We start from the raw sequence: 14,387 nt of genomic DNA, 5'->3' as shown, positions 1-14,387 counted from the left end.
ACTATCTTCAGTTAATAAGGGCGTATATATACTTGTTATTGAAAATGACTAAAGACAATAAAAAGAACAATCTAGATAAGAGCCACCACGAGATAGTGATTGTTGGTGGTGGTGCTGTTGGTATGTTGATGGCATTGAGCTTAGCAAAGCAAAATAAGCAAATCACACTTATTGAAAAGCTTGCCAATACTGAACTAAGTAAAATTGACAATAGATCGATTGCCTTGTCGTATAGCTCGGTTTGTGTGCTAAATACTTTAGGTATTTGGCAGAAGATCAAAGACCATGTTGAATATATCAAGCAAGTGCATGTGTCAGACAAAGGGCAATATGCGCAGACTAATCTTTATGCTAAAGATGAAGGCTTAGCGTTTTTAGGTATTGTCGTTAAGATGAAGCACTTATTGCCAGCGTTATATCAAGCGCTTATGGATGAAAATCATATTATACTTTATCAAGACTGTCAGGTGCTTGATTTGTTGGAGCAGGATGAGCGTTTTAATTTAGTGATTGAAAAAGATGGTAACACCTTAGAAATAACAGCAGATTTAATTATTGCTGCTGATGGTGCGCAGTCTAAGTTGCGTGAAAAGGCGGGTATTTCGGCTCATACACATGATTATCAGCAAAGCGCGCTAGTGTTTGATCTTGATCTACAAAGAGCTCATAACAATATTGCATATGAACGTTTTATTAATAATGGCGTATTAGCACTTTTACCAGTTGATGATCGGAAAATGGCATGCGTGTGGAGTGTTGATCATGATAAAGTTGACTACTGGAAGGCAGGGTCAAAACCAACTATTTTAAAAGAAATACAGCGCCTTGTTGGCTATCGTTTGGGGCGTTTTATTGATGTGAGCGAGCTTAAAAGTTTTCCCTTGTCACTTATTCGTGCACAAACGCTTTATCGCAAAAATGTATTATTATTTGGCAATGCCTCGCATTTTTTACATCCGATTTCAGGTCAAGGGTTAAATCTCAGCATTCGTGATATTGGTATAGTCTATGATTTACTTGCAAATGATGACGTCGCGTTTACAACACAGAATATTGCTAAGATGTTAGCTAAGTATCAAGAGACTAGAGTATTTGATCATAAGCGCACAGCACTGTTGACACATTCTATGATTAATGTATTTAGTCAGGACGTGTTACCCATTAAACTTGCCAGAGGTTTTGCCCTTCATTGCTTGGAGCGTGATCAGCATTTGAAGAAATCTTTTAGCAAATTAATGATGGGCAAATATAATCACGGTTCAAGCTTAATGCGCTCAAAGTATGGAAAAAGTATCTTATGAAATATGATGTAATGGTTGTCGGTGGCGGCATGGCGGGTTTGTCTTTAAGTTTAGGCTTAGTGCAAAACGGCTTTAAAGTTGCTGTGGTTGAAGTAGGACACATTGTGAAGTCGTTTGATAATACGACAGCACCAAAGCGCGTCAGTGCGATTAATGCCGCCTCCCAAGACTTATTAAATGAGCTTGGTGTCTGGCGTGACATTGTCAATATACGCATTAATTCCTATGTTGCCATGGAGGTTTGGGATCAAAACTCAAGTGCACAATTGAGTCTTAAAGCCGATGAGTGTTCGCTGCAGAGTCTAGGGGCGATTGTTGAGAATGATTTAATCGTTGCGCAATTATATCAAGCACTGAAAAAGTCAGATGTTACTATTTTTGAGCATTCGAAAATTACAGCGTTAACTTCTCATGCAACACATACTGCAATAACACTTGATCATGGCAAAGAGCTTGAGGCAACACTCATTGTTGGCGCTGATGGTGCTAATTCGTTTATTCGTCAGCAATATGACTTTGACTGCAGCATTAAACCTTATCAGCAACATGCCATCGTTGCTAATGTTAAAACTACAAAGCCGCATCAAGATATTGCTTATCAGCGCTTTTTGAAGAAGGGCGTGTTAGCACTTTTGCCGCTTTGTGATCCTTATTTATGTTCTATTGTCTTTTCAGTCGCCAGTGATGAGCTTACAACATTTAATGCGATGGATGATAAGAGCTTTAATGAATATCTTAGCATGACTGCAGAAGGCAAATTAGGTGATTTGCAATTACAAAGTAAGCGCATGAGCTTTGAATTGATTGAACGCCATGTTGATAATTACTACAAGCAGGGTGTGGTGCTGATTGCCGATGCTGCGCACACGATTCATCCGTTAGCGGGGCAAGGCATTAATTTAGGCTTTGCCGATGTGCACGCGTTGATTGAGGTATTAACTGAAGCAAAGCATCTGCGACGCAATATTGCCGATAGCAGTACATTGGCAAAATATGCGCGTAAACGCCAGTTTGATAATCAGTTGATGATTCATGCAATGCAAGGGCTAAAACAGCTTTTTTGTAATGATCACCCGCTTATAAAGCCGTTAAGAGCCTTGGGTGTTAATGCGGTAAATAATAGTAAGATATTAAAACGATTTTTTATCGAGCAAGCCGCCGGTGGCTGATTATGCCATATACATGCCGCCATTGACATGTATTGTTTGTCCGGTGATATAGCGTGCACCTTCAGATGCTAAGAAAGTAACCGCATGGGCGATATCCTCGGGTTGTCCCAATGTTTGTGCTGGCACTTGTGTGATAATGGCTTGTTTTTGCTCACCCGTTAATTTATCAGTCATATCTGTTTGGATAAAGCCAGGTGCGACCACATTAACGGTGATATTGCGTGAGGCAATTTCTTGCGCTAATGACTTAGAAAAACCAATAACACCAGCTTTACTGGCGCAGTAGTTTGCTTGTCCTGGGTTACCTGATGTGCCAACCACTGAACCAATTGTAATGATGCGACCCCAGCGTTTTTTCATCATATGACGAATCGCTGCTTTAGAAATATTAAACACAGAATCTAAGTTAGTGTGAATGACACTTAGCCAATCCTCTTCGCTTAAACGCATCATTAGATTGTCTTTAGTAATACCGGCATTATTAACAATAATATCTGGATAACCTGTGTTATCTTTCATCCAAACAAAAGCTGCTTCAATACTTGACGCTTCAGTCACATCAAGCTTAATGCCGTGACCTTTGCCATAGCTTTGTAATGTTTGAGTGATTTTCTCAGCCCCTGCTTCAGAGGTGGCTGTACCAATGACGGTTGCACCTTTTTCAGCGAAATCTTTAGCAATAGCGGCACCAATTCCACGGCTTGCACCTGTTACAAAAACTACTTTGTTTTCAAAATTCATTTTTTATCCTTTTAGTTTGTATTGGTATATTCAAATATTCTTTTAACATTATTCATCGCTCTCTGAGAGCAAGTGCCTTTAATAGAGGCTTCGACTAAAGCTCAGCCAACGTCAGTATATCGTCCCCTGAGCGTAAGTTGAAGGGGTCGAAGTAAGTGCCTTTAATAGAGGCTTAGAACTGAGTTCAGCCAACGTTAATAGATCGTCCCCTGAGCGTAAGTCGAAGGGGCTTAAGCAAGCATCTTTAATGTAGCTATAGCTATTATGCTTTAACTTGCCCAAGCAGTTTATCCATCGCCTCAACGCTTGCGGTATCTTGATAGTTAAGCTCTTTAACAATACGCTTATTTAGACCTGTTAATACCTTATTCGCACCGCATTCGATAACGTTAGTAATACCAAGCTCAGCCATCTTCTCAATGGTTTGTGTCCATTTGACAGGCGAGTAAAGCTGTTTAACCAAAGCGGTTTTAATCTCATTAATGTCAGTATGTGATTGAACGTCGTAGTTATGAATCACTTTAATGGCTGGCACTTTGATCGTAATCTTATCTAAAGCCGTAGCAAATTTATCAGCTGCCTCTTTCATTAATGAGCAATGCGATGGCACGCTAACAGGAAGAAGTTGCGCGCGTTTAGCGCCCATTTCTTTGGCGATTTCATTGGCTTTCTCAACGGCTTGTAACTCACCTGAGATCACAACTTGTCCATGCGAGTTAAAATTAGCAGGTTCAACAATGCCCGCTGATTTTGCTTGATCACAGCACTTGATCACTTCTTCATTGCTTAATGCTAAAATAGCACTCATGGCGCATGCTTTATCAGTAATCTCTGATTGCATCAGTTGCCCGCGTAAACGCACCAAACGTAGTGCATCAGCAAAATCAATGCTACCTGCAGCACAAAGTGCCGAATACTCACCAAGGCTGTGTCCTGCAAGTATTTCAGGGGTAATATTGCTGTGATTATTAAGCACGCGCCAAACGGCAATGCTTGCAGCTAATAACGCAGGTTGTGTATATTCTGTTTGGTTAAGCTTATCTTCATTTTCTTGAGTAATTTGCCAAAGGTCAAAACCTAAAGCATCATTGGCCTCGGTAAAGGTTTGTTTCACTTCATTAAAACGTGCGTAATAATCACTGAGCATCCCAAGTTTTTGTGAGCCTTGTCCTGGGAAAACAATCGCTGTTGTTGTCATATCGATATTCCTAGTTTCTTAATACTGTAATCATCACTAATTATTTGCTTATAAATAGCAGCAAATAATTAGCAATAGATATACGGTTGTTAATTGAAGCTACGCACGTTTTTTATTCCAACAGTCCACCTCGTAAACTTAAGCATCCCTCTTGCAAAGAGGGGAATGTAAAATTAACTGTTGCCCAATTCCCCTCTTTGCAAGAGGGATGGCAGCCGTAGGCTGACGGGGTGTTTATACAATCATAGTTTTTCTAAAGTGCGTAACTTCAGTTATTAAAGCTGGCACTATCCTAGTGAATTTTGCGCCAATCTTCAAAAGGTTTGTTATTGATTAAGATAAATTATCACAGAGATTAAAGAATTGGATAAAGGAAAGTATAGAATCTATGCTTTAAGCTTAGTAACAAGTACATCTTGTTTAGCATGGTGAAGTACCGCATTGGCAGTTGACCCTAGGAAAAAGCGGCCAAAGGCGCCACGCTGATGGCTACCTATGACGATAAGACCATAGCCGTGTGAGTTAGCCGTCTCAGTAATCTCATCTGCGGCACTACCTGCTTGGAGGTAACGTTGACCTTTGAATTGGTATTCGTTTGACCAATCATTAAGTTTTTGCTGCATATCCTCAGTAAGTTGGGATTGTACTTCTGGCACGATGCCATAAATGCCGGTAACAACGGTTGGATCACCTTGAACACAAATTGTTGAAACCGATGAGTCAAAAGTATGCGCAATCTCCTTTGCAAGATGAGCAACTTGGGCACTATCATCCTCAAGATCCGTAGCCAGTAGAATCTTGTCATAATTCATCACTTGATTTGGATTGTTCTCACGAATACGTACAGTTAAAACATCACATTTAGCTTTATGCAACACACTGTTGGCTGTGGAGCCTAGTAGCAGGTTTAAACCATGACGTGCGTGTGAGCCAATAATAATCAGATCACAGTCATTTTCTTCAGCATAATGTGTGATTTCATAATTTGGATTGCCTTGCGCAATATGAAACTCGGCATTAATACCATCGAATTGTGGCTTAATCTCTTGTAATTTTTGTTTGGCATTTTCTTGTAAGCTTTTTTGGAAATCCATTGCCGCAGGTACAAATTCAGCAGCATTATCAATAACGGTCATGACATCAAGCTTAAGCTTTAGCTTGTGTGCAATGGCTTTAGCTGATGCGATAACGTGTTCTGTGTCTTCATAAATATTAACGGCAACAAGTGCTTTTTTGTATGTCATGGTGAGCTCCCTTATAAATGTTAACCATGGGTAAATGTTCCATAAACATTAGTTTATACCCATCACAAACCATTTTACAGATTTTTTTGCTTTGTATTTTGCGTGCTTTTGACAAGTTGAATTTTGATAATAGCCCTAACTATTACCTGCAATCCAACTTGCCAAAATCTTCATAAATTACTTTGCAATCAAACACCGCAAAATGATTCCTGATGGGTATGGCAATACTATTGGCGAACTGCTAGCACGTTTGTTGCTATTTGTTTTTTTGATAAGGCTATAAGTTTATATGATTTTTGTTTATAAATAGTACAGGTTAGAATGCCTATAGTGAAAATGATCAATGAGAGTAAATAATGAAAACAGTAATGGCTTTAGTGATTGTAATGGTAGGTGTCGCTGGTGTTTTGGCTTTAACATCACTTAAAACTGAGGCGCTTTTGCAACAAAAATACATTGAACATGTCGTTTTCCAGAGCGATTTTGTATAAACTACGCAATATGCAAACAGCAAAAGATCTCACAAAATTATTGAACGCAAAATAATCATCTGTATAATGCCCTATGCAATCATATCATTGATTAATTGACTTACGCATTTTATAAAAAACTATGATTTTATAAACACCCCGTCAGCCTACGGCTGCCACTCCTCTTGCAAAGAGGGGAATTGGATGACGGTAATTTTAATTCCCTCTTTGCAAGAGGGATGCTTAAGCTTGCGAGGCGGGGTGTTGAAGTAGAAAAAATGCATAATGCGTAACTTTAGTGATTAAATCAATGGAATAAAAAGAATAAAACGACACAGAGTATATAGATGCAGGACACGGCAATTGAGAAAGTAGTAACAAAAACCAACCTAATGAATTTCTGTCAAAAAGACCTGCAAGCGTACTTTGCAAGTATTGACGAGAAACCATTTCGTGCTAAACAGGTATTTAAGTGGATTCATCAAAAAGGTATCACATCTTTTGATGACATGAGTGATTTAAGTAAAGCCTTGCGTCAGAAGCTGATGGATGTGGCTGAAGTGGTCGCTCCTAAAGTGGTATTAGATAAGCCGTCAAATGATGGCACGTATAAGTGGCTTATCGATGTCGGTGGTAATTTAGTTGAAACCGTTTATATTCCAGAAGGTTCGCGTGGTACATTGTGTGTATCTTCACAAGTGGGTTGTACGTTGAACTGTAGTTTTTGCTCAACGGGCAAGCAAGGCTTCAATCGCAATTTAACTGTGGCTGAGATTATTGGTCAAGTGTGGACAGCAGTGCGTGCATTATCAAAGCAACAAGGTGAACACGATCGACACGTGACCAATGTGGTGATGATGGGCATGGGTGAGCCATTGATGAACTTTGATGCTGTTGTCAGTGCGATGGATATTATGATGGATGATCTAGCTTATGGCTTGTCAAAGCGTCGTGTAACACTAAGCACATCGGGTGTTGTACCACGCATTTATGATTTACTTGAGCAGTCAGATGTCTCATTAGCCGTATCACTACATGCACCTAATGATGCGCTTCGCAATGATCTGGTTCCGATTAATAAGAAATACAATATTGATGAGCTAATGGCAGCATGTAAGCTTTATGCGCAGCGTGGACCACATAAGGATATCACCTTTGAGTACACTTTAATGGAGCATGTAAATGATGAGCTTGAGCATGCAAAAGAGCTAGTAACACTATTGAAGTCAAAACAGGTTCCGGCTAAGATCAACCTTATACCATTTAACCCATACCCTGGCACGCCCTATAAGAAGCCTAGCAACAATCGAACACATCGCTTTCAGCAATATTTAACGGAAGCAGGTTTCGTGGCAACGATTAGGAAAACCAGAGGTGATGATATTGACGCGGCATGCGGTCAACTTGCAGGTAAAGTGCAGGACAAAACCAAGCGTCAGGCGCGATATCAACGTAGCTTAAGTGAGGCATAATGCTAAAAACAAGGAATCCATTGGTCAAGGCAGGACTTTTTATATCAATTATAATGATAGCTGGATGTGCTAGTAACTCCAAGCAGTTACCAGACATTCCTGAGGCTCCGACGGTTGATTACGCTAAAGCGGCAAAGATTAATGCTGAATTAGCCGTGGTTTACGCGCAGCGTGAGATGTTAGATCGCGCCAAAGAGAAGCTCTTAAAAGCCAAGTCACAAGATGCTAATGTACCGACAATCTATTATGCCGAAGGTTTATATTATCAAAACTTAGGCATGCCAGATCTTGCCGAGCGCTCTTATGAAAAAGCATTACGCATGGCACCAAATGATTTCCAAGCCTATAATTTTTATGCGCAATTTTTATGTATGGATAAGCATAAATATCAACAAGCCAACAATTTATTTCAACGCTCAATTGTTCTGCCAAAAAATATTAATTTAGCTGAGACTTTTACCCTTTATGGGCGTTGTTTGTTAGAACAAGGTAATAGTAAACAAGCCAAGCACTATTTTGAGAAAGCGATAGATCAAGGGGCAGGAAGTACTCTATCTTATTGGGAACTTGCGCAACTTGAATATCACGAAAGAGACTATAAAGATGCACTTAGCATGGTTAATCGTTATATTGAATTAGCAGGTAAGACACAAGAGAGTATGAAGCTTAAGATGGATATATTACAAGCCTTAGGCAATTACAATGAAGCGGCAACCCTGCGCTTGCAGCTGAGCTCTAAATTGTACGAGTAAGGTATCTAGATGATTCTATCGATGACCAAGCGATTGTTTAGAAGCAATCGCAGGCTGTGTGTTTATCACAATGAGATTGATCACAAACGTAAAACGTTACTATTTTTGCATGGTATTACCGGAAGTGCGATTAACTGGCAGGCGCAATTTAGAAAATTTTCATCTGAATATAATATCGTAGCTTATGACTTATATGGTCATGGGCAAAGTGGCTATCCTAAAAAAGTCATTGAATGTTCAATGGTGCAAAGTGTGCTTGATGCACAAAGTGTGATTGAATATTTCAAACTTGAAAACATCACGGTTATTGCTTATGGCTATAGCGCATTGATTAGCTTGCTGTTATGTGAGAAATACCCGAAATTGATTCAAAAACAATTATTGATCAATCCAATGCCTTATGAGCAATTAACGGATGTGCCGTGGTATTTACAATGGCCATTCTCATGGGGCTATCGTTTTTTTCGTTTAAATGAAGCACAAGTGGAATCGCAAGGCAATAATAGTGCTAGCTTGCCACGGTTATGGGTGATTAGAGCGTATTACCAAGCATTATTAAGCTTGCCTGCTTTGGATATACATCCAGGTAAGTTACGAATTAAAACGATGGTGTTGCGTTCGGTGAAATATCTGCCAGCTAAGCGTGAGAGAGTTGATAACTTCTACAAGGTATTTTATCGCGCACGTGTTAAACCGCTTGAAAGTATTTCACCTTTTCCAATGCGTCAATCGAAAATGCGTGTTAATCATTTCCTGAGGCAGACGATTGATGAGTTAAACATTCATGCCTTTCGCAATTTGGTTTTTGAGGGCGCAGGTGTCAGAGGGATTGCTTATAGTGGTGCGATTACGGCCCTTGAATCATTGGGCGTTTTGAAAAATATTCATCGCTTTGCAGGCACTTCAGCTGGTGCGATTTATGCAATTTTGTTGGCAGTTGGCTTTAATGCCAAAGATGTCGAGGAAATTGTAAGTCAATTAGATTATCGGTTGTTTATGGATGCTAGTCGCAATTTTATCAGTAATTCCACACGTTTAATTACTGATTTTGGCTGGTATAAAGGAGATTTCTTTATCAGTCACATGGCTGAGCTTATTGCGCGTAAACTTGGTGATGGTTTTATTGATTTTGCAACATTGAAACAACTAACAGGTAATGATTTATATATTATTGGCACTAACCTTACCAAGGAGTGTGCTGAAGTTTATAGTGCAGAGACAACGCCAACGATGCAAGTGGTCGAAGCGCTTAGAATCTCGACGTGTATTCCGATGCTATTTCGTGCAGTTAAACGTAAAGATGGCAAAGAAGAAAATATTCTGGTTGATGGCGGTTTGATTTGGAATTGTCCGCTAGAGTTATTTGATGATAAAAAGTATATGCACAATGCGCTTAATGCTTTGTATAATGGTGCATCAAATGATGAAATATTTAATACTGAAACCTTAGGCTTTCGTTTGGATCCTAAAGAAGATCCCTTAAAGCAAATGCGTAAAGGTTCACAAGGGTTTCATAAGATAGGGCATATCTTTGAATTCACCCGAGAATTTATGAAGTTTTATTCATTAGCTTCACTTAAGCGACATTTAGAGCCAAGCAATTGGAATCGTGTCGTTTTCGTTGATACCTTGGATATTATGGGCACGGATTTTGAGATTAGCCAAGAGGAAATCTACCAATTAATTGAACAAGGAAAAACAGGCGTATATGAACACTTTTCTTGGCGAATGAGTGAAAATGGGGTAAAGTTCCCGCAGTAATTGAATTTATTCTACGAAGTACATAAAAATGCGTAATCGAAATAGTCAAAATAAGCAAAATAATCGAAATCCTAAATCAAATAGTGACCATAAAGACAAGCTGCAGAAACTCTTAGCATTGGCAGGTCTTGGTTCACGGCGCAAGATGGAAGAGAAAATTCTCGCCGGACGCGTGAGTGTGAATGGTAAAGTTGCACAAATCGGCGATCGTGCATCATTTGATGATAAGATCATTGTTGATGGCAAGCCATTGCGTAACCAAGCGGTTGTATTATCGCGTCCTCGAGTCATCATCTACAATAAGCCTGATGGTGAGATTTGCACAAAGAGTGATCCTGAAGGACGTAAAACAGTATTTGATGCCTTGCCAAGGTTGAAGGTTGGACGCTGGATTATGGTTGGACGCTTAGATATTAACACCACGGGATTATTGTTATTTACTACTGATGGTGAGCTTGCTAATCGCTTAATGCATCCATCGTATGAAGTTGAGCGTGAGTATGCCGTGCGCTTATTCGGTGATATTGAAGATAGTGTGATCGAGCAGCTTAAAATGGGTATTATGCTTGACGATGGTGAGGCTAAGTTTAGTAGTGTGCGTTTTGTAGGTGGTGAGGGCATGAACAAATGGTATCATGTGACCTTGTCAGAGGGACGAAATCGCGAAGTAAGGCGAATGTTTGAAGCTGTTGGTGTGCAAGTAAGTCGCCTAACACGTGTGCGTTATGGCAATACCACTTTACCAAGATATTTAAGTGCTGGTAAATCAGAAGAACTAAGCCCGCAAGATGTTAATGCTTTACGTCAAAGTGTTAAGATGAAACGTTTTTATTTCCCTAAGAGTCTATTGGATAAATTAGATCGTAAGCGTTAATAATGAATCAAACAACCCTGCCAGAATTAAATTCAGATGAGCGTTTGCGTGTGGCAGAAATGTGTGCTCATATTGCCAATGTCATTGCTAACAATAAGTCGCCCATTAGTTTTAAGCGCTTTATGCAAGAGGCATTATATTCGCCAAATTTAGGGTATTACACAGCGAATAAACCAAAGCTTGGCGAATCAGGTGACTTTATGACAGCACCGATGAGCTCAAGCCTTTTTGGGCAAACCTTTGCCTTACAATTTGCGGATATCTTGCCAAAACTGGGTGACAATCCTGTCATTATTGAGTTTGGTGCAGGTACGGGAAAATTTGCTTTGGATTGTTTGCAACACCTTAAGTCTCTTAATGCTTTGCCCCATGCCTATTATATTATTGAGCTAAGCCCTGATTTGAAGCTTGAGCAACAGCGTTTATTAAAGTCATTAGGGGATTATTATCACCATATTCATTGGTTAGATACATTGCCAACAGAAAAGCTTAATGCCATTGTCTTTGCCAATGAAGTAATCGATGCCATGCCGGTTGAGTTGATTACTATTAAGGAAAAGGTAGCAAAACGCATGATGGTTGATCATCAACAAGATCAATTTATTTGGTGTGATGAGGATATTACTGATCCATTATTAACAGCAGCGATTAAGCGTTTACCATTAGAGAATTTGCTATCTATTAATGATTATCAAACAGAAATTAATCTATGGATCAAGCCGTGGCTAACATCAATTCATAGTGTGTTAAATCGAGGTGTGGTTTTTATCTGTGATTATGGTTATCAGCGTGATTTGTATTATAGTAACGCGCGCAGTAAAGGCACATTGCAATGCTATTTCAAGCACCATGTGCATGATAATCCGTTGATTTACACTGGTGTGCAAGATATTACGGCACATGTTGATTTTACAGCTGTTGCTGAATATGCTGAGAATCTTGGCTTTGTGCTTGATGGTTTTGCCACACAAGGCAGTTTTTTAAGTCAAGCAGGAATTATGTGTGCTTATGAAAAGCAGCAAACAGATTTAAATGAAAAAGAAATATTACGATTAAATCAAGAGTTGAAATTACTGACATTGAGTACTGAATTAGCTGAGAATTTTAAAGTCATGGCTTTATCTGTTGACTATGATGATGTAATTGAAGCATTTGATGATGTTGATGTAAGTTATTTATTGTGAAAGATGTAAAAGTTATAAAAGTTAAAGGAGTTATAAATTGTTTAAAGAAAATGCGTTAACACCTGAGCATATTTTTAGGGCGTATGATATTCGTGGGACTTATCCTGAAGACCTAAATGAGAACGTTGTGTTTAATATCGGTGTAGCATTCGCGAAGCAGGCGCGTGCTCAAGGTGAGCAGAAGGTCTTTATCGCGCGTGATGGTCGTTTATCAGGTCCAAGCTTATTAAAGTCATTAGCGGAAGGTTTGCAAGCTGGAGGTTGTGATGTAATTGACGTTGGTGCGGTGCCGACACCTGTACTTTACTTTGCTGCAAAAACACAAGGCAGTGGCACAGGAATTATGTTGACAGGCAGTCATAATCCCGCGAATTACAATGGTCTTAAAATGATGATTGGCGGACACACCTTAGCACAAGATGATATTCAAGTATTAAAGCAAATCATTGTAAAGGGTGAAGCAAAAGAATATAAAGTCGGTGCTTATCAATCACTTGCGATTGCTGATAAGTATATTGATTATATTGCCAAACAAGAAAAGCTCGCTAAACCGTTGAAAATTGTGATTGATGCAGGCAATGGCATCACAGGTGAAATTGCTCCTAAATTGTTTAGAAAGCTGGGTTGCGAAGTTATTGAGCTATTTTGTGAGATTGATGGTACATTCCCAAATCATCATCCTGACCCAAGTAAACCTGCTAATTTGAAAGACCTTATCGCTGCGGTTAAAGCACATAATGCTGATGTTGGTTTGGCTTTTGACGGTGATGGTGATCGCTTAGGTGTGATCACACCAAACGGTGAGAATATTTTCCCAGATCGTCAGTTGATGCTTTATGCTGAAGATGTATTAAAAGCGCATCCACAAGCAACCATCTTATTTGATGTTAAGTGCACTAAGAATCTTGCTGAGTTTGTTCAAAATCTTGGTGGTAAACCGATTATGTCACAAACAGGACATGCGCTGATTAAAAAGAAAATCAAAGAAACGGGTGCTGAGCTTGCCGGTGAGATGAGTGGGCATACGTTCTTTAATGATCGTTGGCTTGGTTTTGATGATGGATTATACACAGGTGTCAGATTGTTAGATATTCTGGCAAATAATGATGCGTCTCTAGATCAAATATTTGCACGTATTCCGCAAAGTATTAACACCCCTGAGATCAATATTGAAGTCACCGAAGAGCAAAAATTTGCTGTAGTCGATAGCTTAGTCAAACAAGCACAAGCAAAATTTAATAATGAAAAAGTTATTACCATTGATGGTGTGCGTGTTGAGTTTAAAGATGGTTGGGGGTTAGTTCGTGCATCTAACACCACACCATGCTTAGTCTTGCGTTTTGAAGCCGATAGCGAAGAAGCGCTAGCGCGTATTAAAGATGATTTTAGCCAGTGGGTTGAGTCGATTATAAGTACGTGTGTAGTTTAGAAGACTCATTTTCATAAAATACAACTTGTTTTCCTTTATCAACTGTAAAGGTTTTTTCTTCTCCGGCATAAATCACTTCACTGCCAAGGGCTTTACATCCTTTGATTTGGGTAGATGTACTAAGCTTATCATCCGTTTTTGCCTTAGTTTGTTTATCTTGATTATTCTGAGGCAATAGACCATATGTTTTAAAGCTCTTGTCACAAGCGTACATATTGCGTAAGACACTATAGCTATTACCTGTATTTTTCACTGTAAGCAGGCCATCTTTATATTGATAATCAAGTGCTTTTTTGATGTCTTTAGGTTGGTTAAATAATTGCACTTTATAAGAAACAACAACCTGCACACCACTGACAGTATCTTTTTCATCAGCGCCAGTAAAGCCTTTTAGATCGTTAACCACAGGATTAATAGTAATGGCATAAGCTTCCTCTGCGTTCACGTTTTTGTTTAATAAATTAGCGCGTACAATACGAGTTTGCTTAGGCGGAATGACTAATTTGGGTGGTGAAACAATCATGCCAAATTTCTTCGGATCTGTTAAACCATCAAAGCGCGTAAATTTCCCCATTTTTGTGTCAAACTTCTCAGCGATAACATCAATGTAAGCTGGTTTATCGCCTTCATTTTTTACCTTGATATCAGTATAGTTTTTGGTGTTTGTTGAGTTTTGCTTAAGCACAAGTGGTGTTACTGAAATCCCTGCTATTGCGAATTGCAGTGGTAGTAAGCCAAATAAACCAAGTGCAAAAATTTGTTTTAACATAAATGTCTCCTTTTATTATCTTA

13 protein-coding genes are annotated in these 14,387 nt (G+C 39.2%); 9 read left to right on the top strand and 4 right to left on the bottom strand.

The features are described 5' to 3' along the window. Positions 1-32: 32 nt before the first annotated feature. Positions 33-1,301 carry an FAD-dependent monooxygenase gene (locus IE867_RS09490; RefSeq protein ID WP_192484488.1) on the top strand — a complete coding sequence of 423 codons (1,269 nt, stop codon included), beginning with the start codon at positions 33-35 and terminating at the stop codon, positions 1,299-1,301. Continuing rightward, complete coding sequence (locus tag IE867_RS09485) at positions 1,298-2,470, top strand: UbiH/UbiF/VisC/COQ6 family ubiquinone biosynthesis hydroxylase (protein ID WP_192484487.1); 1,173 nt, start codon at positions 1,298-1,300, stop codon at positions 2,468-2,470. The genes IE867_RS09490 and IE867_RS09485 overlap by 4 nt, the downstream gene beginning before the upstream one ends. Here IE867_RS09485 and fabG read toward each other — a convergent pair whose 3' ends face one another. The 3 genes from fabG to IE867_RS09470 form a co-directional block, all read right to left on the bottom strand. Next, on the bottom strand, positions 2,471-3,211 hold the full coding sequence (gene fabG, locus IE867_RS09480) for a 3-oxoacyl-ACP reductase FabG (protein ID WP_192484486.1): 741 nt from the start codon (positions 3,209-3,211) through the stop codon (positions 2,471-2,473). A 262-nt stretch (positions 3,212-3,473) separates the two neighbouring features. After that, positions 3,474-4,409 (bottom strand): ACP S-malonyltransferase, encoded by a 936-nt coding sequence (fabD, locus tag IE867_RS09475; protein WP_192484485.1) that lies wholly within the window; start codon positions 4,407-4,409, stop codon positions 3,474-3,476. A 386-nt stretch (positions 4,410-4,795) separates the two neighbouring features. Next, a complete protein-coding gene (locus tag IE867_RS09470) occupies positions 4,796-5,653 on the bottom strand; it encodes a universal stress protein (protein ID WP_192484484.1) in 858 nt (285 codons plus the stop codon). A 356-nt stretch (positions 5,654-6,009) separates the two neighbouring features. Between IE867_RS09470 and IE867_RS14825 the strand changes: the two genes are divergently transcribed. The 7 genes from IE867_RS14825 (at position 6,010) to IE867_RS09440 (ending at position 13,595) form a co-directional block, all read left to right on the top strand. Beyond that, entirely contained in the window at positions 6,010-6,144 is a 135-nt protein-coding gene (locus IE867_RS14825; RefSeq protein WP_263971901.1) for a hypothetical protein, read from the top strand. A gap of 326 nt (positions 6,145-6,470) precedes the next feature. Further along, positions 6,471-7,595, top strand: a complete 1,125-nt coding sequence (gene rlmN / locus IE867_RS09465; RefSeq protein ID WP_192484483.1) for a 23S rRNA (adenine(2503)-C(2))-methyltransferase RlmN — start codon at positions 6,471-6,473, stop codon at positions 7,593-7,595. Continuing rightward, entirely contained in the window at positions 7,595-8,347 is a 753-nt protein-coding gene (gene pilW, locus IE867_RS09460; protein WP_192484482.1) for a type IV pilus biogenesis/stability protein PilW, read from the top strand. The genes rlmN and pilW overlap by 1 nt, the downstream gene beginning before the upstream one ends. Before the next feature lie 9 nt (positions 8,348-8,356). Beyond that, a complete protein-coding gene (locus IE867_RS09455) occupies positions 8,357-10,108 on the top strand; it encodes an alpha/beta fold hydrolase (RefSeq protein ID WP_192484481.1) in 1,752 nt (583 codons plus the stop codon). Between the two features lie 28 nt (positions 10,109-10,136). After that, positions 10,137-10,982: a 23S rRNA pseudouridine(2605) synthase RluB gene (gene rluB / locus IE867_RS09450; protein WP_192484480.1), complete on the top strand. Its 846-nt coding sequence runs from the start codon at positions 10,137-10,139 to the stop codon at positions 10,980-10,982. A gap of 2 nt (positions 10,983-10,984) precedes the next feature. After that, positions 10,985-12,166: a class I SAM-dependent methyltransferase gene (locus IE867_RS09445; protein ID WP_192484479.1), complete on the top strand. Its 1,182-nt coding sequence runs from the start codon at positions 10,985-10,987 to the stop codon at positions 12,164-12,166. Positions 12,167-12,203: 37 nt separating this feature from the next. Continuing rightward, positions 12,204-13,595 (top strand): phosphomannomutase/phosphoglucomutase, encoded by a 1,392-nt coding sequence (locus IE867_RS09440; RefSeq protein WP_192484478.1) that lies wholly within the window; start codon positions 12,204-12,206, stop codon positions 13,593-13,595. Here IE867_RS09440 and IE867_RS09435 read toward each other — a convergent pair. Continuing rightward, positions 13,573-14,364: a fimbria/pilus periplasmic chaperone gene (locus tag IE867_RS09435; protein ID WP_192484477.1), complete on the bottom strand. Its 792-nt coding sequence runs from the start codon at positions 14,362-14,364 to the stop codon at positions 13,573-13,575. The genes IE867_RS09440 and IE867_RS09435 overlap by 23 nt on opposite strands. Positions 14,365-14,387 lie beyond the last annotated feature (23 nt).

Origin of the sequence: Cysteiniphilum marinum (genome assembly GCF_014857925.1) — a bacterium.
Lineage (GTDB): Bacteria > Pseudomonadota > Gammaproteobacteria > Francisellales > Francisellaceae > Caedibacter > Caedibacter marinus.
The sequence above is the reverse complement of the archived record's forward strand: the minus strand, read 5'-3'. Positions and strand labels throughout refer to the sequence as shown.